This is a genomic window from Mesorhizobium sp. B2-3-13, assembly GCF_006442195.1.
GTDB lineage: Bacteria > Pseudomonadota > Alphaproteobacteria > Rhizobiales > Rhizobiaceae > Mesorhizobium > Mesorhizobium salmacidum.
The window spans coordinates 96,442-120,440 of sequence record NZ_VFVQ01000016.1 but is presented as its reverse complement, the minus strand read 5'-3'; the positions used below and the strand labels follow the sequence as shown (position 1 = coordinate 120,440).

Annotated in this window: 24 protein-coding genes and 2 pseudogenes; 8 read left to right on the top strand and 18 right to left on the bottom strand. The window is 59.9% G+C overall.

Translation table 11 applies throughout. The annotated features are described in order from the left end of the window. Positions 1 to 6: 6 nt before the first annotated feature. On the bottom strand, positions 7 to 1,098 hold the full coding sequence (locus FJ941_RS19790) for an ABC transporter ATP-binding protein (RefSeq protein ID WP_140508160.1): 1,092 nt from the start codon (positions 1,096 to 1,098) through the stop codon (positions 7 to 9). Between the two features lie 27 nt (positions 1,099 to 1,125). After that, positions 1,126 to 2,034 (bottom strand): myo-inosose-2 dehydratase, encoded by a 909-nt coding sequence (gene iolE / locus FJ941_RS19785; protein ID WP_140508158.1) that lies wholly within the window; start codon positions 2,032 to 2,034, stop codon positions 1,126 to 1,128. A 274-nt stretch (positions 2,035 to 2,308) separates the two neighbouring features. Here iolE and FJ941_RS19780 point away from each other — a divergent pair, with 274 nt between their 5' ends. Beyond that, the gene (locus FJ941_RS19780; protein ID WP_246673892.1) at positions 2,309 to 3,751 is read left to right on the top strand and encodes a PLP-dependent aminotransferase family protein; all 1,443 of its coding nucleotides are present in this window, start codon (positions 2,309 to 2,311) and stop codon (positions 3,749 to 3,751) included. A gap of 402 nt (positions 3,752 to 4,153) precedes the next feature. On the opposite strand, the gene FJ941_RS19775 is transcribed toward FJ941_RS19780, so the two are convergent. Genes FJ941_RS19775 through FJ941_RS19765 form a run of 3 tightly spaced genes read right to left on the bottom strand, consistent with a single transcriptional unit; the run spans position 4,154 to position 6,002 of the window. Beyond that, entirely contained in the window at positions 4,154 to 4,996 is an 843-nt protein-coding gene (locus tag FJ941_RS19775) for a DUF3618 domain-containing protein (protein ID WP_140508154.1), read from the bottom strand. Further along, positions 4,993 to 5,385, bottom strand: coding sequence for a phage holin family protein (locus FJ941_RS19770; protein ID WP_140508152.1), 393 nt, complete (start codon positions 5,383 to 5,385; stop codon positions 4,993 to 4,995). The genes FJ941_RS19775 and FJ941_RS19770 overlap by 4 nt, the downstream gene beginning before the upstream one ends. After that, positions 5,382 to 6,002, bottom strand: a complete 621-nt coding sequence (locus FJ941_RS19765; RefSeq protein ID WP_140508150.1) for a hypothetical protein — start codon at positions 6,000 to 6,002, stop codon at positions 5,382 to 5,384. The genes FJ941_RS19770 and FJ941_RS19765 overlap by 4 nt, the downstream gene beginning before the upstream one ends. A 430-nt stretch (positions 6,003 to 6,432) precedes the next feature. Here FJ941_RS19765 and FJ941_RS29220 point away from each other — a divergent pair. Continuing rightward, a pseudogene (locus tag FJ941_RS29220) lies at positions 6,433 to 6,793 on the top strand (recombinase family protein); the annotation flags it as partial. A gap of 409 nt (positions 6,794 to 7,202) precedes the next feature. Here the strand turns inward: FJ941_RS29220 and FJ941_RS19755 are convergent. The 3 genes from FJ941_RS19755 to FJ941_RS19745 are packed head-to-tail and all read right to left on the bottom strand — an operon-like array spanning position 7,203 to position 8,228. Then, on the bottom strand, positions 7,203 to 7,544 hold the full coding sequence (locus FJ941_RS19755; RefSeq protein WP_140508148.1) for a hypothetical protein: 342 nt from the start codon (positions 7,542 to 7,544) through the stop codon (positions 7,203 to 7,205). A 13-nt stretch (positions 7,545 to 7,557) separates the two neighbouring features. Continuing rightward, on the bottom strand, positions 7,558 to 8,019 hold the full coding sequence (locus FJ941_RS19750; protein ID WP_140508146.1) for a hypothetical protein: 462 nt from the start codon (positions 8,017 to 8,019) through the stop codon (positions 7,558 to 7,560). Next, positions 8,019 to 8,228 (bottom strand): hypothetical protein, encoded by a 210-nt coding sequence (locus FJ941_RS19745; protein ID WP_140508145.1) that lies wholly within the window; start codon positions 8,226 to 8,228, stop codon positions 8,019 to 8,021. Before FJ941_RS19745 ends, FJ941_RS19750 begins: the two co-directional genes overlap by 1 nt. A 121-nt stretch (positions 8,229 to 8,349) precedes the next feature. On the opposite strand from FJ941_RS19745, the gene FJ941_RS19740 reads away from it, so the two are divergent. Together FJ941_RS19740 and FJ941_RS19735 are read left to right on the top strand one after the other, a co-directional pair. After that, the gene (locus FJ941_RS19740) at positions 8,350 to 8,649 is read left to right on the top strand and encodes a hypothetical protein (protein ID WP_140508143.1); all 300 of its coding nucleotides are present in this window, start codon (positions 8,350 to 8,352) and stop codon (positions 8,647 to 8,649) included. Next, positions 8,649 to 8,912 carry a hypothetical protein gene (locus tag FJ941_RS19735; protein WP_140508141.1) on the top strand — a complete coding sequence of 88 codons (264 nt, stop codon included), beginning with the start codon at positions 8,649 to 8,651 and terminating at the stop codon, positions 8,910 to 8,912. Before FJ941_RS19740 ends, FJ941_RS19735 begins: the two co-directional genes overlap by 1 nt. An 11-nt stretch (positions 8,913 to 8,923) precedes the next feature. Here FJ941_RS19735 and FJ941_RS19730 read toward each other — a convergent pair whose 3' ends face one another. From FJ941_RS19730 to FJ941_RS19690, 6 genes are all read right to left on the bottom strand, one after another. Further along, positions 8,924 to 9,517 (bottom strand): SOS response-associated peptidase, encoded by a 594-nt coding sequence (locus FJ941_RS19730; protein WP_140508139.1) that lies wholly within the window; start codon positions 9,515 to 9,517, stop codon positions 8,924 to 8,926. Between the two features lie 67 nt (positions 9,518 to 9,584). Next, entirely contained in the window at positions 9,585 to 10,406 is an 822-nt protein-coding gene (locus tag FJ941_RS19725) for a Ku protein (protein WP_140508204.1), read from the bottom strand. 1,530 nt (positions 10,407 to 11,936) lie between these two features. After that, the gene (locus FJ941_RS19715) at positions 11,937 to 12,221 is read right to left on the bottom strand and encodes a hypothetical protein (protein WP_140508138.1); all 285 of its coding nucleotides are present in this window, start codon (positions 12,219 to 12,221) and stop codon (positions 11,937 to 11,939) included. Positions 12,222 to 12,412: 191 nt separating this feature from the next. Next, positions 12,413 to 12,688 (bottom strand): hypothetical protein, encoded by a 276-nt coding sequence (locus tag FJ941_RS19710; protein ID WP_140508136.1) that lies wholly within the window; start codon positions 12,686 to 12,688, stop codon positions 12,413 to 12,415. Between the two features lie 936 nt (positions 12,689 to 13,624). Beyond that, positions 13,625 to 14,488 carry a plasmid partitioning protein RepB C-terminal domain-containing protein gene (locus tag FJ941_RS19695; RefSeq protein WP_140508134.1) on the bottom strand — a complete coding sequence of 288 codons (864 nt, stop codon included), beginning with the start codon at positions 14,486 to 14,488 and terminating at the stop codon, positions 13,625 to 13,627. Further along, the gene (locus tag FJ941_RS19690) at positions 14,485 to 16,050 is read right to left on the bottom strand and encodes a recombinase family protein (protein WP_140508132.1); all 1,566 of its coding nucleotides are present in this window, start codon (positions 16,048 to 16,050) and stop codon (positions 14,485 to 14,487) included. Before FJ941_RS19690 ends, FJ941_RS19695 begins: the two co-directional genes overlap by 4 nt. 237 nt (positions 16,051 to 16,287) lie before the next feature. Here FJ941_RS19690 and FJ941_RS19685 point away from each other — a divergent pair, with 237 nt between their 5' ends. Together FJ941_RS19685 and FJ941_RS19670 are read left to right on the top strand one after the other, a co-directional pair. Continuing rightward, entirely contained in the window at positions 16,288 to 16,605 is a 318-nt protein-coding gene (locus FJ941_RS19685; RefSeq protein ID WP_140508130.1) for a YMGG-like glycine zipper-containing protein, read from the top strand. 894 nt (positions 16,606 to 17,499) lie between these two features. After that, positions 17,500 to 17,877, top strand: a pseudogene (locus FJ941_RS19670) (leucine zipper domain-containing protein); the annotation flags it as partial. A gap of 148 nt (positions 17,878 to 18,025) precedes the next feature. Here the strand turns inward: FJ941_RS19670 and FJ941_RS19665 are convergent. Together FJ941_RS19665 and rocF are read right to left on the bottom strand one after the other, a co-directional pair. Then, positions 18,026 to 19,081 (bottom strand): ornithine cyclodeaminase, encoded by a 1,056-nt coding sequence (locus FJ941_RS19665; RefSeq protein ID WP_140508128.1) that lies wholly within the window; start codon positions 19,079 to 19,081, stop codon positions 18,026 to 18,028. A 2-nt stretch (positions 19,082 to 19,083) separates the two neighbouring features. Then, positions 19,084 to 20,016 carry an arginase gene (gene rocF, locus FJ941_RS19660; protein ID WP_140508203.1) on the bottom strand — a complete coding sequence of 311 codons (933 nt, stop codon included), beginning with the start codon at positions 20,014 to 20,016 and terminating at the stop codon, positions 19,084 to 19,086. A gap of 134 nt (positions 20,017 to 20,150) precedes the next feature. Between rocF and FJ941_RS19655 the strand changes: the two genes are divergently transcribed. After that, positions 20,151 to 20,591 carry an Lrp/AsnC family transcriptional regulator gene (locus tag FJ941_RS19655; RefSeq protein ID WP_140508126.1) on the top strand — a complete coding sequence of 147 codons (441 nt, stop codon included), beginning with the start codon at positions 20,151 to 20,153 and terminating at the stop codon, positions 20,589 to 20,591. A gap of 53 nt (positions 20,592 to 20,644) precedes the next feature. Here FJ941_RS19655 and FJ941_RS19650 read toward each other — a convergent pair whose 3' ends face one another. Together FJ941_RS19650 and FJ941_RS19645 are read right to left on the bottom strand one after the other, a co-directional pair. Next, on the bottom strand, positions 20,645 to 21,571 hold the full coding sequence (locus tag FJ941_RS19650; protein ID WP_181169882.1) for a LysR family transcriptional regulator: 927 nt from the start codon (positions 21,569 to 21,571) through the stop codon (positions 20,645 to 20,647). Positions 21,572 to 21,747: 176 nt separating this feature from the next. Continuing rightward, on the bottom strand, positions 21,748 to 22,743 hold the full coding sequence (locus tag FJ941_RS19645) for a class I SAM-dependent methyltransferase (protein ID WP_140508123.1): 996 nt from the start codon (positions 22,741 to 22,743) through the stop codon (positions 21,748 to 21,750). A gap of 374 nt (positions 22,744 to 23,117) precedes the next feature. On the opposite strand from FJ941_RS19645, the gene FJ941_RS19640 reads away from it, so the two are divergent. Then, positions 23,118 to 23,909 carry an AraC family transcriptional regulator gene (locus FJ941_RS19640; RefSeq protein WP_246673890.1) on the top strand — a complete coding sequence of 264 codons (792 nt, stop codon included), beginning with the start codon at positions 23,118 to 23,120 and terminating at the stop codon, positions 23,907 to 23,909. The last annotated feature ends 90 nt before the right edge of the window (positions 23,910 to 23,999 follow it).

The window sequence follows — 23,999 nt, the reverse complement described above, 5'->3', positions numbered from 1 at the left end:
GTCATTTCACTCTCCATCACTGTTGACCCTGTGGACGGCCGTGAGGCCGGCCGAATTGAAGAAGCATGCGTTCGACACATCAAAAGTGACCGCGATATTGGCGCCCACCGCGCCCCTGAAGTCGCGGCCAGCGCGGACCGAGACATTGCCGCCGCCGATGCGAACATTGACCAACGTCTCGTTGCCCATAGGTTCGACAACATAAATTTCACCAGGCAGCGCGTTGGGCGCGCCCGGTGCCGAAACGCTCATGTCTTCCGGCCGCAGCCCGATCTCGACCACTTGCGCCACACGGCATGCCGCCAGTCGGGCAGCGGGGATCGGAACCAGCGTTCCACCGATCGCGATGCCTTGTTCGGCAAGCGCGACCGGAAGGATGTTCATCGGCGGATTGCCGACGAAGGTGGCCACGAAACGGTTGGCTGGGCGATCGTAGATATCGCCCGGCGGTGCCATCTGCTGCAGCTCACCGGCGTGCATCACCGCGACGAAGTCCGCCATGGTCAAAGCCTCGACCTGGTCGTGGGTGACATAGAGGGTGGTTGCGCCGAGCCGCTGACAAAGCCGCTTGATCTCGCCGCGCATGGTCAGGCGCAACCTTGCGTCCAGGTTCGACAGCGGCTCGTCCATGAGGAAGGCCGCCGGATCGCGGACGATGGCACGCGCAAGCGCCACCCGTTGCCTCTGGCCGCCCGAGATCTGGCGCGGCCGGCGATCGAGCAGGTGGCCGATCTCGAGAACCGCTGCGACCTCGTCGATCTTGGCGCGACGCTCGCCGTCCGGCATGCTGCGGATCCACAAGGGATAGCCGATGTTCTCGCCAACCGTCATCTGGGGATAGAGCGCATAGCTCTGGAACACCATGGCGATGTCGCGGTCGCGAGGCTGCAGCCGGGTGACCTCACGCTCGCCGATGAAGAGCTTGCCGGCGGTCGGCATGTCGAGACCGGCAAGGATGCGCAACGCCGTCGTCTTGCCGCAACCCGAAGGACCGAGCAGGGCCAGGAACATGTGGTCGGGGACGGCAAGGTCAAGCGAGCGCAAGACGTTCAGCGCGCCGTAGTTCTTGACCACCCCTTGGTACAGGACAGAACTCATTGCCGCTCCCTAGCGCCCCGAAGGGTATCAGTTCTCCCGTTCATTGACCTCGAAACCGGCCTCGAGGGCCAGGTCGCGCAGGTTGCGATAGCCCATCGTCGCATAGGTAAGCGGATGAGCCTTGCCAGGATCCTGTTCGGCCTCGACCACCAGCCAGCCGGCATAGCCATTGTCGGCGAGCAGCCGCAAAAGCGTCAAATAGTCAATGGACCCATCTCCCGGCACGGTGAAGATGCCTTCCATCACCGCGCCCATGAAGCTCATATCCAGGGCGCGAGCGCGCTTCAGCACATCCGGGCGCACATCCTTGCAGTGCACGTGGACGACGCGGCCGACATGCCGCCGCAGCAACGTCTCGGGATCTCCGCCGGAAAACAGGCAATGGCCGGTGTCATAGAGGAGGCCAACGGCTTGCCCTGAACTGGCCATCAGCCTGCCGATCTCGTGATCGGTCTCGATGATGGTTCCCATGTGGTGGTGAAAGGCCATGCCGATGCCGAAATCCGCGAACCGTTCGGCCAGTCGCGTGATCTTGTTGCCGTAGGACTTCCACTCGCCGTCGGCAAGCTTGGGACGCTGCGAGATCGGATCGTGAATGGCGCCATGGCGGCCGCGCGAGGTATCGGCGTAGACGACGTGCTTGGCGCCGAGGTCGCGCAGCAGCGTCAGATGCGGCAGGATGGCGTCAAACTCCTCTTCGACCTCCTTTTCGCAGATCCGGCCATCGTACCAGCCGGAGACCAGCTTAAGATCATAGGCCGCGAGAACTGCAGCCAGCGCCTTGCTGGCACGCGGGAACTTGCCGCCGAGCTCCGTTCCCGCATAGCCGGCTTCGGCCGTTTCGGAAAGGCAGACCTCGAGTGGTGTATCCCCGCCCAGCTCGGGCACGTCGTCGTTGCTCCATGTGATCGGATTTATGCCTATGCGGACAGCCATCATCGCTCCTCATCGGACAGGCCATGCCGTTGCTGGCGGCGCCTCATCTGAACCCAATCAGGTCGGTGAAGGCGTTCCACGTGTGGTCTGTCCGGCCCGTCGCTTCCTCTTTCTTTTCATCTAAGCGCCGATCTGTCTCCATCGCGAGAGCCAGTTTGACGGGAAGTGAAGGTGCCAGTTTCAATTGGCGCGGCGCTCGCTTAAGCTCGATCAGCTCTCTTGCCGCGAGGCCTTTCCGATGCAGATATCAAGGCGAAGGCGCCAAGCCTTTCCGATGGACGCGCTGATTATCGATCGGACAATCGATGAACCGATCCATCGCCAGCTCTATAGGCAGATTGCCGCCATGATCCGTGGGCGTCGTCTGGCGCCGGGATCGGAATTGCCATCGACGCGGGCTTTGGCTGAGGATCTGGGCCTCGCCCGCAACACTATCGTCGGTGCGTATGACCAGTTGGCGACGGAAGGCTATCTCGCAAGCCGGCAGGGCGCGCGCCCGGTGGTCATCGACCTGCCCGTGAACTCGACCGATCTAGGCAGCAAACCCATGGCCACGGCAATCCAGCGCCCGCTTTCCAGGCGCGGCGAGAGCCTGATGCAGCAACCCTTCCATCACGGATCGCCGGGACGCTTTGCCTTTCATCCGGGCATGCCGGACCCGCAAAAGTTCCCGTTTGGCGTCTGGGGCAGGCTGCTCGCACGCCGGGCAACGTTTGGCGCCGACATGTTGTTCGGTACCTATCATGTGACCGGCCTGCCGGCGCTCAAGGAAGCGATTGCCGGCTATCTGATCTCGGCCAGGGGGGTGCGGTGTTCTCCCGAACAGATCGTCGTGACGACGGGAGCGCAGGCGGCGTTCGATCTGCTGGCGCGCCTGCTGCTCGATCCGGGCGACACGGTCTGGCTGGAGGAACCGGGCTATTACGCGGCCAAGGCGACTTTCACGGTCGCCGGCGCCAATATTGTGCCGCTTGTCGTTGACCGCGACGGCTGGCAGATGAACCAGCCCGAGGTTTCACCGCGCCTGATCTACGTGACGCCCGCCTGCCAGCATCCTTTGGGGATCACGATGCGCATGGACCAGCGGCTGCGGCTATTCGAAATCGCCGAGCGCAACAATTCCTGGATCATCGAAGATGATTTCGACGGCGAGTACAGATTTCAGGGAAGGCCGGTCCCCGCCATACAGAGCATGGATTACGCTGACCGGGTCATCTATGTCGGCACCTTTGCCAAGTTGCTGTTTCCGGCGCTCAGGCTGGGGTTCATGGTCTTGCCGGCCGCCTTGTGCAAGGGCATTCCGCATGCGCTGAGCACCACCGGGCAATTCGCACCCCTGGTGCTTCAGGCGGCGCTAGCCGATTTCATCGATGAAGGTCACATGAGCCGCCACCTCAAGCGCATGCGCCGCATTTACGCCGAGCGACGCAAGTTTTTCTACGAATTGTGCGAGACCGAACTGGCCGATCACATCACTCTTTCGGCGGCGGAAGCCGGTATCCAGGTCGTTGCCTCGCTTCACGAACGTTGTGACGATCGGGCGGTCGTGCATTGTGCCGACAAACTCGGTGTCAACGCATCGCCGCTGTCGAAATATTACTGGTCATCCTCCGGCAATGGCCTGGTGCTTGGCTATGCCGCCTGCAACAAGGCCGAGAGCGAGGCGGGAATGCGACGTCTACGCCAGGCCATCGAGCACGTACGGACCTTGCCGTGAGCCCGTCTGCCCGCGATGAAGTGGTGGTTGGCGCCGCCAGACTGCCGCCGGTGTTTCGGTCAAGTATGCCAACTACTCGGTGCTAACTACGTCCGGGTTATTCTGAAGGGTGAAACATCCGGAAATGGGGGCGGACTGAATGGCAGGCCCGAGGATTTACAAGAGGTTGAGACTTGCCGCTTCGCTTCGGTCCACCGTTGCCGATCCGCTGCACAGCGTGCTCCGCTATGCGCCGAATTTGCTGCTCCCTTGGAGCAGGCTGTACAACCGGCTCGACCCAGGCGAAGGTTAGTTGGGCAGCTATCGGCCAATGTTGAAAAAGCTGTCCTAACGTTCGCCGACCAGAATACCGCCGATGCCTCCAGCTCTGTTTTTACACCATCACAGTTGGGGACTACACACCTAGGATTTTTGCTCTGGAGGACGAGAGACCCTTTCGCGTACGGACTGCTCTGTCGTGTCAGCCGCAGACTTGACGATTTCACCAATCTGGTCGGCCACCGTGCCTGGTTGTGTGTCCTGCCGTCCAGCTTCCTGCTTGATCGTCTCATAGGCGTCTGCGGCAACCTGCTTGGCCTGATCGACGCCTTGCTCGAGTATGCTCTCCGATGTCTGGCGAAGCTTCTCGCGATATCCGCCCAGTTGCTCATCCTCCATCGCGGTATGGGGCAGCATGGCGCCTATCGCGGCGCCGATGGCGAGACCGACCGCCGCAACAGCCAAGGGCTGATCATTCACTAGCTCCTGTGCCGAGCGGCTGGCTTTCGCAGCCATCCCGCCAGCCGTCGATCCTGCACTGGCAGCGTTGCTCGCCAGTCCTTCGGCGGCCCCGCTTGCTGCTCCTGATATTGTGGCGCCAACGCTGCTTGCGGCCGACGAGAGCGCTTCAGCGGTTTCGGAGAGCGTGCTGCCCAGGCCGCCGCCCTCCGCCTCGTCACGCCCGCTGGGGGGAGTAGGCGCCGCATACGCGGCCGGGGGGTCGCGCCTGCCGTTCGACGGACCGCTGCCCAGCATCAGCCAAGCCAGACCTGCGCCCACCATAGTCACGGGCAAGGGATTGTCCCTGACCTGTGTTCTCAGGTTGTCGAGCATGGCCGAACTTTCTCCCCCGGAGAAGATGCCGGTGAATTCGTCCAGCAATTGCCCCGGTGTCATCTTGCCTCGAATGGATTCGGCGGTTTCCACCACCCTGGCGCGCGCGGCCTCCGCCTCGCGTTCAAGTTCGGCTGCGGATTTGTCGGTCATCTCACTTGTTCCTTGATCACATTCGCGTCGCGCCTGAGTTGTTCCTGCGTCCGGTCAGGAGTCAGTTCGGAAGGCGCCATGCTTGCCATCCCGGTGCGCAGCAGGATGACGCCAAGAATTGCTACCACCGCGCCGACCAACAGGGAGGACCACCCGGCGCCCAACCCTGCCCGAGTCAATGCGATGACCAGTGCTTGCAGCAGTACGATCAGAGCCGCGAGCAGGCAGATTGCTCCGCCCAGCACCTCAGCGGCGCCAGCGCCCGTTTTGGTAAGCTTTTCTGAAAGCTCCGCCCGCAGAAGCCTGGCTTCGGTTTGCACCAGCGTGGTGACGTTCTGGGCCAAGTCGGTCACTAGGGTCGCGAGGCTGGGATTGTCCTGAGTGTTCATCTGTCTTGCTCCGCATCCTGCGTAGTCAGGGCGTCATCGGCATTGCCATAGCCTCGGGAGGCTCGGGACCTGTCAGCCGACCAATCAGCAGCTCGAACGGTCTGCGAGTTGGCTTCTCGCGGGGCACTCCGAGGGGCTTCGGGGCTCGTCGGTGGGGAAGCTTTGATGAACCGTCCAAGCGCCAATCCAGCCAATACGGAGCCAGCGAGCAGGGCACCGGGGTTTTGCCGGCCGAAGGACTGCACATCCTCAAGCACCTGGCCGAACGGTTTTTGTTTCAACGAGGAGGAAAGCCGCTCCAGGCCGCCGGCGGCGTCCAAGGCAAATTTCGATGCAGTCCTTTCATCATTGTTGGCCAGGTGATCGCTGGCCGCGCGTAGCGCGCCGCCCAACGCCGCCAAGCTCGATGCAATGTCGCGCTGCGTCTCCTGCGCCTTGTCCGAAACAACCTGCGTTGCTTCTGTCGCGTAGTCGCCAGCCTTGCGGGTCAGTTCGTCGCGGGCATCGTGAAGCAACTCGCTTGCGCGCTCTTTTTCCCGGGCAAGTCTGTCGGAAACGTCACTTGTCGCCTTGTCGAAATCAGCGGGGTTACGGCCCTGGCCGTCATTACGTTGCATGGGTCACCTAGTGAAAACCGAGGAAGGAGAGGACCGCGAGCACGACAACGACGAGGCCGATAAGATAGATGACACTGTTCATGGCACGTTCCTCCGTGCTGCTCCAACTTCATGGAACCTGCGATGTTCCGTCGGCCAAGAGCTTTTTGGGTCCAAGAGCAACGCGGGGAGAGTTGGCCGAAAGTTCCTTGTGAGAAAGAATGCTTCCGAGCCAATCCACCTGAGCCACCGTCAAAGTGCGCTTGAGAGAGATCGCTTGACCAAGTTAGCGTCCACCTGCCCACCCGAATGCCAGGACCGCAATGACCCACGCTCCTATCGAGACACTGTCCAGCCGCGCGCAGCGGTGGGCGATCCGACCGACCGAGCAGAAAAGCACCACCGGCAATGGCCTCGCATGCTGTCGAGGGCACCCGAGGACGTTTGAGCCATGTCGAGCGCCGTCGCGTACTATCGGTTGTCAACTCATAGGCAGGGCCGGTCAGGCCTTGGCATCGAGGCGCAGCGTGCCGCCGTGGCTCGCTGCACGGAAGCCGACGGCGTTGCGATCGTCGATGAGTTTACCGAGATCGAAACGGGCAAAGGCTCGGATGCTCTCGACCACCCGCTCAACTGGCAGCGGCCCTCGCCCTCGCGCGCCGGGCCAAATGCCCGGTATTGTTGCTAAGCTCGATCGACTGTCGCGCAACGTTGCCTTCATCCCTGGGCTTAGGGTGCAACGTGTTCCGTTCATCGTGGCTGAACTTGGCGCAGATGCCGATCCGTTCATGCTGCACCTCTACGCAGCGCTTGTCGTCACCAGTCACATGACGCTTGGTTAATAGGTACACGGCCTAGGCTGAGGAAGTTCAATGCTTCTTTAAAGCTGATCGCTGAGCAAAAATTGTCGGCGGCACGCCGGTAATCACGATGGCTAGAAGCTTCGTACTCTGGTTGCGCGAATGGCCGGAAAGCAAGGGAGCGTCTGCAGACTTTGTTCGTCTTACCCAACCATCCAATTTGGACGGTAGATGTGAGCTTTCAGGAGGTCGTCCATTCGGACCTGGTGGCGGTCAGTTGCGGTCGGCTTCGATTACTGCAACGGCAAAGGTTCGCGAAGCTTCCTGATAAACAATGTGCGCGTCGTTCGATATCTCGCGCAGAAATTCCCCGCAGGCCCTTTCAGAATTTCAGGGCGACCGAGCCTAAATAACCAGATGGTTAGCCGCGTCGCTGACGTGGTGGCGCAGACAGTGTTCCTGGCCGGCGCCGATCCGGCCATTGTCCCAACAGCGGCGTTGCATCGTTCTCAATTGCCGAAGTGCCTTTTATTGGGATCAGTGACGGCTCTTCAGGCTTGCGCTTACGTCCAATTTTCAGGGCTTCGATTTCGTCATCACGCCTTGCGATCCGGCTTTCCAAGTTTGCAATGCGCTCTGTCAAAAAGTAGCGGCCAACGATGAACCCTCCGCCTCCAAAAAGAACTGCGAAAGTCACAAAGGCTATAGGGTTGGCGATCACCAGAGTCGCATTGGTCTGGAAGAAAGTGATCAGATCGTGCATTTTGAACATCCTCTCAGTTCCGGGGAAGTTTGTGGATTTCCAATCTCACCGGGCCACCTCGATCGCAGTTCGTGCAGAGAAGCGCCGGCTCAACGGTACTGAATAGTGCGGCCTTCCCGTATCGCCCGATCAGCGCGGCCGCCTTCACCTCGGCGTGATGAGAGCAAGTCTTGCACCACGCCCGCAGCTTGTGCCATTTGCGTAAGTCCCCGAGTGAGACGTCCAGACCGGCATGAATGCTTCCGTCGACAATTGCCTGTGGCGGGATCTTCACCTCCCCAGGGGTCAAGATTTTTTCCATGACATGCCGGCTGTTGTAGTGGATCAGCAGCATGCCGGGTCGACGGCGAATTGCAGCCTGCCAGGCGGCTTGGCTGACCGTCGCATCCGGGGACGTTGAAATCGTTTCGAGATGGGTCTTTTCCTCCCTGTCCCAGACTTCGATGCGGAAATTGTCCTCGGCCGTATTCGCCATCAGGTCCGTCCCCTGTGCCAGCCGCGAGAGAAGCCGTTGGAAACTGCCGCGCGCGACAGCGCGAGCTCACGTTCGAGTTCAGTGTTCCTGGATAGAACGTGCAGCAGTGCGACTACGCAATCGGCGCCCGCCGCAGCGATCGCCTGCTGCACCGCGGTTTCCAAATCCGACATAGCTTCGCCGCCCGGCGCGTTCTGGCGCTTTCCCATAGCCTTTCCTGCTCATATGTCTTTCAGGAATAAGGAATCTATTCCTGTCTCGTCAAGCCGCTCTTGACTTTTTGTTCTTATTTCGTTCACTGTTGACCAGATTGGCCGCGGGAGGCGAGTTATGAGGCTTCAGCTGGAAATCAAAGGCGCTTCGCCGGAAGAGAAGCAACGCGGCATCGAAGCGGCCAAAGCTGTCCTTGCCGCAGCGGGAATATCCGCGGAAGAGGCAACGGATGGGATGTTCGCGCTCGAAAACTGGGACGATTCCAGCTTTGACGACGATGAAGCACCCTCGAAGGACGAGGATGTAGCGGCGGCGATCTGGATGGACGCCAATAAGGCGGCAATCATAGCCTGCTGCGCTGACTGGCCAAGTGATGCGGTGCCGGAGAACTATCAATTCCTTGAGTTGGTGGATTGATGTCCGACCACGGCCTGCCTTCCCATAAAAAGCCGAAACTCATCGTTGTCGTGGCCTTCGACCGCGGTGAAGATGGCGAACTGTTCACGGCCTATGGCCCGACTGATCAGCAAAGCGAGGAGCGCGCGATCAGGATGGCCAAGGGGCTCGCCTCGAAGCATATTGGCGTGATCGCCTGGAGCCGAGATGCCGACCCTGCCCTAGGCGATTACGGTCCGCCCACAACGCTATTGGTCAGTGGCGATGTGCCAGACATGGAATAGGCGCCGCCGTGTCACGCGCTTTCGGGCCGCACAGTCTCCACCGAGAGCGCCCCGGCCGAAAGCGGCCGCAAGAGTTCGGCCTCCGGCTTCGTAAGATCGAGCCAAGCCCGCCAATTTTCAGGCTTGAGCACAACCACCTGGCGGTTGTGATATGGCGCAACGTCCGCCCCGGGATCGGTCGTGAGCATCGTGAAGGTCGGCGGCTTGTTGCCGGTGCCCTCACGCCATAAGCCGGCAATCGCCATAAACGGAGCGCCGTTGAGCGTAAACCGATGTTTGGCCTTTGGATACTTGATGCCAGTGAATTCGAAGAATGCAGACGCCGGGACCAGACACCGGTTGCTGTTTGCGAATTGCCTGCCTTCCGAGCGGAAATTGAACACCGGTCCCCCTTTCGGTCCTGATGGCGGGAACCCGAACGTCATCGATGCAAGTTCTATGACGCCGCCGCCGGCACGCATAATTGGAGCTGGGTCGTTGATGCGAATGTCGTCTGCCTGCGGCAGATCGAGTTCGGTCTGATGGTTCGGGATCTTCAACGTCAGCGAGGCCATCGTCCGGCAATATTCGGCCCAGAGGACGTGCTGCTCGTAGTCATTGCACATGGGAGCCCCTTCGGCGTTCTTCCAGGAACAGAACGAAGACCTGGACGCTTGACAAGCGCCAGCATTTCTACGCCGACTTTCGGCTCTTGGCTTTGGCGCCGCCCTTGATGCCTTCCTTGGCCAGGCTCTTGCGAAGGACCGAGGCCAGATCGACGACATTCTCTTTTGGTGCGGGCACCGGCTTGGGCGGCGCTTTGCCTTTGCGCTTGGCGTCGATCATGGCGATTAACGCGTCCTCATATGTGTCTTCGAATTTCGACGGGTCGAACTTGGTGACTTTCTTGTCGATCAACAGTTCGGCTATCTCAAGAAGGTCTTCGTCGTATTTATGGCTTTTCAAGCCCTCAAACACGGTCTTTTCCGACGTCATCTCGCTGTGAGCGCGCAATTCGGTCAGCAGCATCCCCTTCTGGAAAGGTTGGATCAGCACCTCGCGCCCGCGCTGGTAGAGCACCACGCAAGAGCGCGCAGCCACGCGCTTGTTCGCCATCGCGTCGCGAAGAACGCAAAATGCTTCGAGGGAGGCACCGTCCGCCGGGATCAGGTAATAGGGCTTTTCCAGATATCGGGTGTCGATGTCTTCGATCGCGACAAATGAATCCACCTCGAGAGTGTGGGCCGATGTCAGCTTGAGTTTCTTGATCTCGTCAGGCTCGATATTGATGAAATGGTCCTTGTCCACCTCATAACCCTTAACCTGGTCCTGGCTCTCGACGACATCCCCGGTCTCTTCATCCACATACGCGCTTTTGACAGGCAGGCCATCTTCGCGGTTCAAAATCTTGAAGTGGATCTTGGAGGCCTCGCTGGTCGCACCGACAATCTTCACGCCGCACGAAACCGACCCGACCTTCAGGAAGCCCTTCCAAACCGCTCGGGGTGCCGCCATGACGTTGCTCCTTTTGTTGCCGCCAGTAAGAACACTCGAAGTCGTCACCCGTTCCGCCGAAGTGTCACGAGACTCCTCCATCTCGGGCGAGGTTGGCGACAGCATCGACCATGACCGCGAAAATGCTGTCAACTTCCTCCCCATCTCTGTTGCCGATATCCCTTCACGGCATTGCCGATCACGCGTTCACCGGTTCCGACGAGATCCGGCGTGGCATTGACCGATTCAGGTTAAGTGATCGGAGCCCGTTCCGACCCGGCCGGCTTGGTGCTCGGAACCTTGTCTGGCACGGCATGTTGAGCATGCGGTGGTCAATTCCTCAGGTGCAGTCACCTCCAAGTCCGTCGGCCACGCGGCCGGCTTTGTCATTAGTGTTTAATGGCGGCACAGTTCACTCGGCACCGAAATTGCATCTTACTATGAGCCTGGGTCACCCCGCCCCGGGCAGTCCCTTGGTTCATCCCTAGGGACGCCCGCCGCTGCCGTGAATGGGGCGGCGGGTTTATTGCGGCCGGCCCTGACCTACGTTGAGGAGGGATCACATCATTAAATGGACCAATTGCGTACCACCCAAATCGCGAATGCGATGGGCATAGACCACCGCTTTACAGAACACGACAGTTTTGGACGTAGCTTCGGCCTCAATCGTCAACCCGTCGCAACCACTCCAGCCCTCCCGCTGCCGAAAGGTGGCCGGCTTTTTCGCAGCACGGAACCTTGTCCGTCGCTGAAAATTGACCCAACGGCGACAGCGTTGCACCGGCCTGTCGCTGACCAAAGACCCAATCTCTGGTCGGCCCGCACCGCCCGGAGCGGTGCGGGCTCTTCAGCCACGCAGAGACCTGGTGAATTCCCATCGAACCTGAAGGCCAAAAAGCGCCCCGCCTGTTGGGAGCCGATGCCTGTGGGTCACGCAAGCTGCATGCGTCGCCTTAACAGAGCCCGCTCTGGGGGTTTCTCGTGAGAGGGCGAGCGTGGGACGCAACGGCCTTGTCAGACCCTGCCTCTGCCTTTGACCGGCTCCGGTTCAATCCGGCCATGTCCCGGCGTCGGCAACTCTGTTCGTGCCGAGGAGTTCCTCCATTCGGCGGTGGTGCCATCCGGAAGACCTACTTGCGTTCCCAACGCGGCAGGCAACACCCTTTCAGCAATTCCATCGGCCGCAGCAGCGCTTGCCTGAGCCCGCCCTGTGGTCAGGAATAGAAATAGGAACCCGCTCCGTGTAGCGTTCTGGAGCGGGTTCCTGCTGCCTCAATGGTGTCTTCTCAAAGCCGCGCCGAGGTCGGCGGCAATGCCTTGGTCGAGCAACAGTAGTGTCTACTGGCCCGCTGATCTGGATAAGCTCCAGCGGGTGTTTGACCGGCTGTGTAGCGAGCGCCGCCTAGCCAAAAAAGACAGGGAACAACGGGAATCCCTGGCTAGGGAAGTGTTCCAGGTTTTCGACGCCGGGACCACGAACGAAGCGGACCTATTGCGGGCCATTTCCAGGCGGGTGAGACGTCCCGCTTGATGGCGGCTTTCTATGTGGCCTTAGCCATCCGTGGCGTCTTCCACGTAGGGCGTCACCAGTCTGGCGGTATCGGCATCGAGGGTGACGGGAATGCCTAGGTTCACCGTCACGTGATTTTCGTCGATGTGGGTGACGCTGCCAATCAGCTCGATGTGCTGCCCCTTCTGCACCTTCGCTGTTTGATCGACAATCGAATGCGGCTGTCCATAAGAAGGGATGGAAACGCTCACGTGGTCCTCAGTTACCCGCCGCCGGACGGTTGCGGTTATGGCGACCTCATCACCGATCTTGATGCCCTGAGCCATACGATGATTCTGGGCGGTCAACGGCTTCGTCAAGCAAGCGCTAATACTTGCATTTTGCCACCCCGGTGACACGGCTTAGAGCCGCCAAGCTATCCGGACCAAAACATTCGCGCTCCGAAGATCACGGCAACGCCGACTTGCGCCACAGCCATAACCACGACTAATTGCGATCTCGAACGGGCCGCCGCCATTTAGTTGGTCGACGATCCCTTCGCGCTATGCACCGATCGCAGTTCTTTTTCGATCTGTCGCTGGATGATCCGCGATAGCTCGATGGCCCTCTCCTCGTCACCGACCAGGCTGTTGATAAGTTCGGCGCCGACCCAGCCGTGCGCATAAATCGCTCCGTCCTGCGACAGCTTGTTCAGCAACTTGCACACGCGCCTGACGGTCTTCTCGATTTCCGGCCGGTCGCTGACGAGGTTTGTGTTCAACTCAGGCTGATGGCTTTCGTCCATGTAAAGCATGGCATGTCTCCTATAGGTACTGCTCGCCGTCCCTTTTGTGCTCAAGAGAATCAGTGTGGGTCCTGACGAGGCCGGGCAAAACCGAGCCCGGCATGCTTCGCGCAACGGGTTTGCTCGCAGATGTGGCCGAGCGCTCTGGTGCGCTCTCGCGGCGCCGGCGTCATGCCATCGGCAAGCTCGTCGGTTCGTCGCTCATGCGGGATAGATTCCACGATCCGTCTTGACGGGCAAGGAAAATGTTCCTTATTCGTTCTCACGGCACTCGGTGGCCAGCCGGCACCGCTACACGCCTCCCAAGCATGTAGGCCGGGTCGCCGTACCGTCGTGTCGATTGGAGGATAGATGCGAAAGCGCCAAAACGAGCCGACCGGCGAAGCTATGTCGGAACTGGAAATGGCGGCGCAGCATGCCGTTGCCGTTGCTGTGGCCGCGGCGACGCCGTGATCGCACTGCTGAACATTCTGGCCAGGAACGCCGAAATCGAGCGCGAGCTCGCGCTGGCGCGCGCGGCAGTTTCCAACGGCTTCTCTCGCGGCTGGCACAAGGCACGACCCTAAATGGCAGACACGACCGAAGACAATTTCCGAATCGAATCTGGGACCGAGATGAGAAGACGCATCTCGAAACCATGTGTCGGTCTCCGGATGCCATGGTCAGCCAGCCGCTTGGCAGGCAGCCATCCGGCGCCGCCCCGGCATGCTGCTGATCCACTACAACAGTCGCCATGTCATGGAAAAGATCATCACACCAGGCCAGGTCCGCCGCAAACGATCATCGATGGCAGCGTTCACGCCGGCTTGGATGTTTCCCTTGGCGACCTCCGTGAGTGGCACACTTTGGGGGCCTGGTGCACAAAATGCTCGCATCATGCTATGGTAAGCCCGAAGGGCTGAGGCGCAATGAGTAGCGGGCTGCATCTTGCCCGAAGGCGTCAACTCAAAAGACGAAATGCGTGCGCTTTAGCCCGGTTTTTACCGGTTGGCTCGTCAAAGCTTCCCCACCTGCTGGAATGTCCAGTATCGATTGGAACCTCCCGAGCTGCTCCGGGAAATCCCGCGCAAGGTGTCTGACCACCCGTGCGTTTTCCATCAGACGGTCGAGATAGAGCCTTGTCACCATCAACTCCAGCGCCCAGGTGCCACGAAGGCTTGCGCAGTACAGAAATTCTTCGTTCAGCAAATCAAACTCAGCTTCCATGGCGGCCAGCTGGTCGGCTGTCACCCCGACAAACTTCTTTCTCGGCACGGAGGGATCCGCCAACTGCGACGCCGGAGTGAGCGTTGAGAGGAGTTGCGCATAGTGGAAGCCCATTCTCTTCAGGGCGATCATGAGCCTTGCCGCTTTGAGCTGCCTTTCCGGAACCATCTTGCGCAAGGACGCGAAGACCTGTGGAGGCACATTCCAATCCTGCAAAAGATCGAGAGCCTCGGGAGAAACTCCATTGACCAGCGGCCTTGGCGCTGAACTGTCCGCGAGCAGGTTCAAAGTAGGCCCTTCGGTTAGGGCCTTCGGCACAGAGGCCAGGCTTTCGGCCGATAGCAGGCGACGGAACGATTCCTGCTTAATCGGATATCGAAACACCTCTGTGATCGTCTCCAGCAGATGCCGAGAGATACTCGCTTCGGCGATCATGTCCCGCGTTCTTTGGCATTCAGCCTGATAGGTTTTGCACAGCCATGGACCGGTGAACCATCTGTTGGGCTCGTGCATCTTTTCCAAAAGCGCTGCGTGTCTTGTGCGGTTATTTTGCAAAATGAGGTCGGCGGCTTCCAAGCCTAAAACTACGCGGCGCACCTTCATGCGGCGTTCCCTACGAATGCTCGCTCAGCCAGCGCAACGAGCGGATCTAGGGATCGGAAAAGAAACGCATCCAGCTTCATTCCATTGTTGACATGGAAATTTCCTTTAAACTCAGAGATTTCGTGTGTCGGAGCGATCAGGTAATCGCGAATGATCAGATTGCCCGGCTGCATTCGGATCAAAACGAAAATATCCGCCCTGGCCTCTCGCACGGCCCTCGAAGACCAGCGGGGATAGGCAGAATGCGAAACGCGACACCGGGCGATCGCGAGCGCTAAGGTCAACTCGCCATTGATGCGGATGAGCTCCGTTTCAGGGCCTTGGGAAGCTCGGCCGCCTACCTGTTCGATCGCGACCAGCAGGTCTTCCATTGCGCGATGGCGGATAGCCTTGAGGCGCCTGTCAATTTCGATGAAATGAGACTTTCTGGGCGGCAGGCAACCGATCAGCTTGTATGCACCGAGCAGACCTCCGAAATGCGCGCTATAGCGATAGCTCGAAGGGCATTCGGGCGCTGCGTTAATGATGTCATAAGACAGTTTCCCATGACGTTTGTGGAGTTTTCGTAGGGCTGCCAGCATATCGTCATCGCTCATGTGAAGATAAAGCGATTTCAATATTTGCTGTGCTTTGTCGAACAATTGGCGACTGATGATAGGTTCAAAGGCGTTGTCCGCTCTGACCCATTGGTCCGGGGGATTGTACACAACCTTGGTTTTGAGTTTGGTGCATCGTCTATTCCAAACGTTGTTCCCGATATATTTCTCATTGGTCAGGACACGGCGCACGCCTTGGCTCTTCCAAGGCCGGCCGAAGTCATTCAGGATCCCCCGGTCATTCAGATCTTTTGCGATTTGAGGTTCGTTTTTGCGTGACCGGACAAACAGGCGAAAGATCAATCGAACAGTGGCTATCTCTTCCGGTGGCCCCGGTACGATGATCACCCGGTCTGTCTGGAAATTCTTGTGTTCGTAGCGGGCGAGGATGAGTTTGGGCTGTCTGAACTGGTCAACCATCAGACGCCTTAGTCCGAGCCCCTGCATGCCGCCTACGTGGAAGCCCATGCGGGCCATCCTCACCTGGCCCAAAAAGACCCTCTGTGACAACATCCGGCTGTACTCTGCAGCCATGCTGCGCTTTATGGCCTTGAGTACATCGGATCCGACGGTGCCATCATTCGCGAATTGCTCGGCGCAAAACTCGATCCGTACACCCGCCATCTGACATCGATATTCGTAGGAAGCGCTTTCATCGACGCTTTGGAACCGGCCCCATCTGCTCACGTCGTAAACGACGACCGTCTCGTAGTCGGCGAGTCCGTGTTCAATGTCGAACAGCAGCTTCTTGAGGCCGGGCCGGCCTTCTATGTGCAACCCGCTACGGCCGGGATCTTCATAGGTGGCGACGATATCGTACGCCATGACCTCGGCATAACTGCGGATTGCATCCTTCTGATTCTCAAGGGAATAAGTCTGGTGCTCGGTGGACATTCGTACATATTGAGCCGCGCGAACCCTTCTCCTCTCCTTAGGAGGTTCGCGGGCCGCAGCAACCTTGTCCATCGCCTTGCACCATCGGGACGATTGTCAATCCTAGCGGTCAGCGCATAGCAATTCCAGTCCAGTTTAATCGAATCGTCCGTCGGGCTAGCTTTCCGCTTTGGAAACCATGGCTTTCAACTACCGGCAAACCTTGTCTCACTTCGTGAGCCGGCGCGCCGCCGTTCCGCCGCAATGCAGCCGCACTCGGGCCATCGCCCCCCGCTTGTCAGTTCCCGGGGCTTCATAGGAGTTCCAATCATGATCGTTAGAAAGGCTATTTTAGCGGTGCTGGTCACCGCGGCACTCGCGGGCTGCCAGTCGCAGACCGAAGGCCAGCAGCGCGCCACCACGGGTGCGCTATTGGGCGGCGCCGGCGGTGCTCTCGTCGGCCAGGCCATCGGCGGCAATACTAAGAGCACAGTCATCGGCGCGGCCAGCGGCGCGCTGCTTGGCGCCGTCGTCGGTTCCGCCACCACCCCGCAGCGCCGGGAGGACCAGCTCTGCCGCTACCAGGACCGTTACGGCCGCATCTACACCGCGCCTTGCGACGACCGTTACTACAACGGCAATTATTGATGAGCTTCCGACTGTGTGAGCCGGCGCGTTAACGCCGGCTCACACACACCGTCGTTCCGTTGTACGCTTTGCGGGATATGACGGTTTTGCGGCGGGCAGCAGGAGGTCGAGCATGATAAGCCTTGCCGGTGCCCTGAAAAATCGCGGCGGGCATGTAGTGAAGCGGCTGCTTCGCTACGACAACCGCAACTGGCTGAGCATCCGCCAGATCGAAGCTTCACGGTTTTCCTCGAAGCCGCCAACCGCAAGTCGCGCCAACGCGCCCTCCCTGCTTGAGCCGGGAGGACGCGATCTCCGTCGAATGGCTGACCTAGTTGACAGTCATTTGCTTGCGCCATTTCCAAGGCCTGTCGAACGATCCTGCCCATGGGCCGTACTTGGCTTTGCTGGCGTCAGTCTCGGCCTTGTCATAGAAGCCAGCACCGTATTTCGGCCAGTCGACCGCATAGCCCTCTTGACCACCCATTCGCCGATATCGACACCGCCTGCCGTGCAGACGGCCACCATGCGCCTGAACTGGTCGCGGTCGACCTCGATGCAGGATGTCGGGCGATGCGCCTCGAGAAAGTCCGCCAGCGCGAGAGATGCCTTTGCCCGCAACGATATTTCTTGCCGGCGGCGTCAAGGCACAGCTGCGCGCTTTCGGGCGCGTCAATGCCGTTCAAGCGAATTCGCTGCCCGTGAATTTCGATGGTGTCGCCGTCGATGACAGAGGGGACGCCTGACAGCGGCGCGGCCGTGGCAGGCAGAGGAAGGATAAGTAGTGCAGCGGTTAACAGGCAGGCGCCGCTAGGCAATTGCTCAGTCATCTAGTTGTGAGCTTTCCATAGATCATCCATTCGGCCCGACTGTGAAGACTGGAGTTATCAAGTCTAGATTCACCGGAGGGTCCGAATGAACATCCATAAGAATGGCCGTCTGACGCCGCTGCGTCGAGAGGAGATGGCGCTGTCGGCGATAGAAGGCGGCCTTTCTCAAGCCCAAGCGGCGTTGAAATATGCGGTGACGGCGAAGATCGTGGCGCGTTGGGTCGAGCGCTATAAAGCTGAGGGCCGGCCGGCATGGCCGACCACTCGTCGCGACCCAAGCAAATCCCCAGCGCCACCGAACCGCCGATCGTTGAGCGGATCGTGGCGCTGCGGCGCCAGCGCCTCACCGCTCAGGATATCGCGCATGAGGTTGGCGTTCGCCAGCAACGGTGAGCCGGGTGCTTGCGCGTGCGGACTTTCGCGACTGACGGACTTGGAGCCGGCCGAGCCGGTGCTACGCTACTAGCGCGAGCCATCCCCGCCGCATGAAGTCGGTCATGAGTCGATATGAATGAAAGATCCCGCGACAGTCGTGAATGACCGCTGACTTGGAATGACCGCTGAGGTCGGCTTCCAATCGGTAGCGCCGACCCGTCGAATGGCAAAATTCCTCACGCAGCGGGTTGCAGAGCCGCCCTCAGCAGCATTCCGAACAAATCGCGCGGCTCGTCGGGGTCGGCCAACAGATCGAGTTCCTCATAGAGGCCGGTCGCCTGCAGCTGGTCGCGCACATAGCGCAGCGCCGAAAAATCCTCGATCGCGAAGCCGACTGAATCGAACAGCGTGATCTGCTTGGCGTCTCGGCGGCCTTGCGCCTTGGCGGCAATCACTTGCCAGAGCTCGGTCACCGGATGGTTTAGATCCAGCTGCTGGATCTCGCCCTCGATGCGGGTCTGTGGCGGGAACTCAACGAAAATGTCGGAGCGCAGCAGGATGTCCCTGTGCAGTTCGGTCTTGCCAGGGCAATCGCCGCCGACGGCGTTGATGTGGACGCCGGAACCGACCATGTTGTCGGTGAGAATGGTGGCGCACTGCTTGTCGGCGGTGACGGTGGTGATGATCCCCGCACCTTCGACCGCCTCCTGTCCAGTCCCACAGATGGTGATGTCAAAGCCCATGTCAGCCAGGTTCTTCGCGCATTTTTGTGACGCGGACCGATCCAGGTCATACAGCTTCAGCGTATCGACGCCGGTCAGCGTCTTGAAGGCGATCGCCTGGAATTCCGACTGGGCGCCATTGCCGATGATGGCCATAGTGCGCGTTCCGCTCGGCGCCAGGTACTTGGCGGCGACCGCAGACGTGGCGGCGGTGCGAAGGGCGGTCAGGATGGTCATTTCGGTGAGCAGCATCGGGTAGCCGTTCCCGACGTCGGCAAGTACGCCGAAGGCGGTGACCGTCTGCAAACCCTGGCGCATGTTTTTCGGATGGCCGTTGACGTATTTGAAGCCGTAAAGGCGCCCGTCGCTTGTCGGCATCAGCTCGATAACGCCGTCATCGCTGTGCGAGGCGATCCGTGGCGTCTTGTCGAACAGGTTCCAGCGCCGGAAATCCTCCTCGATGTAGCTGGCGAGCTCGGTCAGGAAGCGCTCGACGCCGATTGCGATCACCAGCTTCATCATGCGATCGACGCTGACGAAGGGTACGACGTTCAGCTTTGCCGTGGTCATAATCAAAAGCTCCCGGAATGGCTGCGGGTCGGGCGGTCCATGATGCGGCGGCCCATCAGGCTGGCCGTCAGGTCGACCATCAGCGTCGCGGTTCGGCCACGCTCGTCCAGAAAGGGATTCAGCTCGACCAGGTCCAGGCTGGAGACGAGCCCGCTATCAGACAGCATCTCCATTACCAGATGCGCCTCGCGGAACGTCGCGCCTCCGGGAACCGTGGTGCCGACTGCCGGAGCGATCGAAGGATCGAGGAAGTCGACGTCGAGGCTGACATGCAGCAGTCCGGCTTCCGCAGACACGTGCGCCAGGAACTCCCGCAGCAGCGGCGCGATGCCATGCTCATCAATGGCGCGCATGTCGTGCACGATCACGCCTGCCTCGTTGAGGGCCCTGCGCTCCGCCGGATCGACACTTCGAAGTCCCATCGTGCAGATACGCGATGGATCGACCGCTGCCGGCAAATCCGGGAAATAACCGGCGAAGCCCTGCTGGCCGCTGGCGTAGGCGAGCGGAACACCATGCAGATTGCCGCTCGCGGTGGTGTCGAGCGTGTGGAAGTCCGGGTGAGCGTCCAGCCACAGCACGAACAGCGGGCGTCCGGTCGCGGCGGCGCGGCGGGCAACGCCCGATACGGTTCCTGCTGAGACTGAATGATCGCCGCCGAGAAAGATCGGCATGGCATCTTCGCTCGCCGCATAGGCGGCCTGGGAAATGGCGGATGTCCACGCCGAGATTTCAGGCAGAGCCTTCAGCGCCAGGTTGCCGTGCACGACGCGTCTTACCGGGATTGCCTGGACGGCGCCCATATCCTCCACCGCATGGCCGAGGCTGGACAGCACCTCGAGAAGTCCGGCGGTTCTCAGCGCGCTCGGCCCCATCTCACATCCCATTCTGCCAGCGCCGTCTTGCACCGGCGCCCCGACGATTTTGCAACGCATTGTTTTTCCCGCGGCCAAGTTCTGATAACCCGCGAGGAGATCATGGCGAGCCGGCGATATGAACGGGCAGAATTGGCAATTCGGGAACAATGTTTAATTGTAATGGCAGCAAAATTGGTCAAAATGGTAACTCGATGGATGCGCTGGACGAACGGCTCGTTACCTTGCTTCGGCATGACGCTCGGCGCAGCGTGTCGGATCTCGCCGTCGATCTCGGCGTCTCGCGCGCTACGGTCAGGGCACGTATGGAGCGGCTGGAACGGTCGGGCGACATCATCGGATACACGGTGGTGCTGCGCGCTGACGCTGTCGACCAGCGCATTCGCGGTATCATGATGATTGAGATCGAGGGGCATGCCGCCGACCGCGTGGTCCGGACGCTGGGGGGCTTCCCCGAAGTTTCGACTATCCATACCACCAATGGCCGCTGGGATCTGGTTGTCGAGCTTGGGACCGCCTCGCTGACTGATTTCGATGCGGTGCTGCGCCGCATCCGGCTCATTGCCGGGATAACAGGCAGCGAAACCAGCCTTCTCCTGGCCACACCGCGCACGACCCGAGCGCGGTTAACCTAGGTATGTCGACTTTTCGCTGCAGTCTTCATCTTCTGGATCAATGAGTCATGACCCTAGCTGGGCGTAGCCCCCGGAATAAACCTTGCGGGCTTCGCGCGTCGCCGTCTTGGACTTCCCTCCGCCATGTTCTTGGCGAGCCCGACGAACCGGAGGACGGCACGCTTTGGATTCGATTCTAGCCACACGCCCCTGATCGAACTGACGCTGTTTTTCCCGCGAAGCGGCTTCCACAGGGCAGAATCGGTGGCGACTGTCCTGGCATAGCTCGCTGCGGCTAAAGTGACGCCTTGCCCCAGTCCCACCTGGAAGATGACTGTCGCCTGGTTCGCGCGACACGTATGAATGGCCGGCCCGCCATCGGCCGCAATGCGTTCGAGCAGGCACAGGTCCGACGGCGGCCCTTCCACCCCAACCGGGACGAGCAGAGGCATGTCCGCGAGGTCGGACCATCTGAGCACCGGCCTCTCGACAAGAGAATGACAGGACGGCAGGAGCACGAAGAGGCGCTCTTGCCAGAACACTTCGCTGCTGCAGAATTTGGAGGTGCCAATGTGATGTGTGAACATAAGGTCGAAGCGCCTGCGGCGTATTGCAGAAAGGTATTGGCCCGATGGGACATCCTCAATGATCAGCCTTACGTCCGGGTACAGCTTGCCGAAACGCTCGATGAGGCGTTTGAGGAATTCTCCTCCTGTCACCCAGCACAGCCCAATCCTGAGTGTCTTGGCATCCTTGTTATCGCGCACACGCTCGGCGAAAGCATCGAGCAGGCCGTCGTAGTGAGCCCGCACGTTTTCGATCCAGGCGCGGCCTGTCTTCGTCAAGCGAACGCCGCGCACATCGCGCTCGAACAGCTGCATGTCGAGAAGCTGTTCGAGTTTGACGACGTTGCGGCTGACCGAGGATTCCTGGACTCTCAGGGCTCTTGCGGCCTGACGCAAGCTGCCGTGATCCATGGCCGCAAAAGCATAGGTCAGCAACTGAATGGCGTTCCCGTTCCGCGTCATGTCCCTCGAGCTTCGTGACCATCGCTGCAGGAGGCGCCTGTCCCACCGCCATGCGATCGGATCCATATTGCGGACAGACGGCACTCAGGCGGATCAACAGTCTCGCCTGCCCGCCTGGAGCCTCGCGCCGCTGCCACCCCATGGCTGCGTCACATCGGATTGTCCGTTATGGCGATCGTCGCTGCGTCAGATACGCTGGTCTCGTAGACATATTCATGCGGAATGGCGGGCGCTGACATCTGTGAAGCGTAGAGGTCGAGATTTTCCTTGCTGTTGCTCGCCGCAAGGCTGCAGAAATTGCCGCTGTTCCACGTCATCGTGCAGTACTTGAAATGCGCACCTACGGAGCGCGCCATCTCTGCCAGCGTCACCTCATTGTTGAACATGGTCCCGAGGACGTCCGTCTTCTTTTTTGCGATTTCGTCCGGGGGAAAGTACCTCGCCTTGAAGCCATAATCCTTCTGGTACTCTCGACGCTGGTAGTCGCTTTCATCGGCCGCCCTGAATTTTTCGAGGAAGACGAAGATGCCACCCTCCTTGAGGTGCTGGGTCACGAACTCGATCTGCTTGGGTCTGTTGGGCGAGTACATCTGGAAGGTTGTGTCCTCCAGGATGACGTCAAAGCCTCGCGTGAATTTCTTCAGCCGCCGATCAGATCCGAGCGCATCCTTGGTCAACCAGTGGAACGGGCCGATGAAGAATTCGGCGTGGGCCGGTTCGCCATACGCCATGAAGGATTTGTAGTTCTCGGGGTTCGGGCTGCAGGACAGCGAAAGAATCTGCCCATCCGAAAATTCTGACAGGGTTCTGGCCATCGTGCCTTCGGCTGTTCCAAGGCTGTACAGCGACAGCGCGGATCCACGGCGCCGAGCATAGTTCAGCACCGCGTAGGCCATCCGGCACTCCTCTTCCAATCTGTAGGGAATGCTGCCGTGATAGTGCTGGTCGAAAAAGCCTTGCCGGGCGGCGTGCAGGCGAACGAGATCGCGCAGGAGTTCATCGCTGGGCAGAAGGCGGGGGTCGGCCTGAGGCTTGCGAACTGGCATCCCGCTTTTGCCCGCTGCGGTTGCCGCAAAAAACCCTGCTAGTTGGTTGATCCGTGGTCCTTGGTCGCACTCGGCCAGAAAATCGTTGAGCCCTCGCATCGCACTATGCCTCCCGCACCGTCGCTTTGGTGAGATGCCAAGAGATCAATGATAAAACTCCACTCAATTAAGAGTGGTCTAATATTTCTAACTGCTTTGAGTCTTGGCCGGGGCACTGTTAGGCCTACCGAACACGAGCGGCTTTCCTACGATTGCCATTTTTTTACTAAAGTCACATCTTCTACCAATCCTGAGTTAGATGTGATTTGTCCAGCAACCTCTGGTTAGGCACAACACGGGAGGGCGGGCTACTCTTAGTATGAAGGCTGCTGCCATCCGTGGACACCCCTTGCCTCGATCCGAACAAGATCCGCCGTTCACAGCACCAGACGCTTACACACCAACATGAGAGTTGGGGCAACATACGAGCAGACTTGATCAGGAGAACTGGTCTGGAGCGCCAGGAAACAGCAATTTCGTTCCCGGGCCACATATTCCTGATGAACCTGAAAGGGGCGGCAAGCCGCGGAGAGGATTTCGTCGACGGGCGTCGGATCTCGTTTTCGCCACGGCGGGCCGGTTCGGTAATCCATATGCCTGCCGGCAGTGATTGGACGGGGTGGGACGAGGGAGAACCGACGGCCGCCTACCTGCTCGTCTCAATTGAAAAAGGATTCACCGACGAAGCGTTCGCTGGGGTGGTGTGCCATCGCTCGGCCGACCTGCCGGCTTCGGTCGGATTTCGGGACAGCACGGTGGAGATGGCTTTGCAGCGGATCGCCATCGAGCTCAGGCAGCCCGATCCGATCAGCGTGACGATGGTCGAGAGCCAGGCGATGCACTTGCTCGTTCAGATGGTCAGGCGCAACGGCCACTATCACGAGCCGGCGAAAGGCGGGTTGTCAGCCTTCGATCTCAAACGCGCGATCGCACTGATCGAATCCTCGTCGGACGAGACACCCACCCTCGCCGATCTGGCAAAGGAGGTCGGTGTCAGCCGTTTCCATTTCAGCAGGGCTTTCAAGCAATCTACCGGGATGACGCCACACGCGTATATCGCGCGGCGTCGACTGGACCAGTCCGCCGACATGCTGCGATCGACCAATTTGTCGGCGACGGAGATCGCGCTGGAATGCGGGTTCGGCAGCTCAAGCCATTTCACGATCGCCTTTAAGCGGGCATTCGGAGCCAGTCCGACGGAATACCGCCGCCGGTCCAGGATTTGATTCAATACTTCCGCTGATTTCAGCAACGAACTGAAAAATCAAGCGTGATTGTTAAGCGGCAATCTGGGCACTGGGTATGACAAGCGCCGA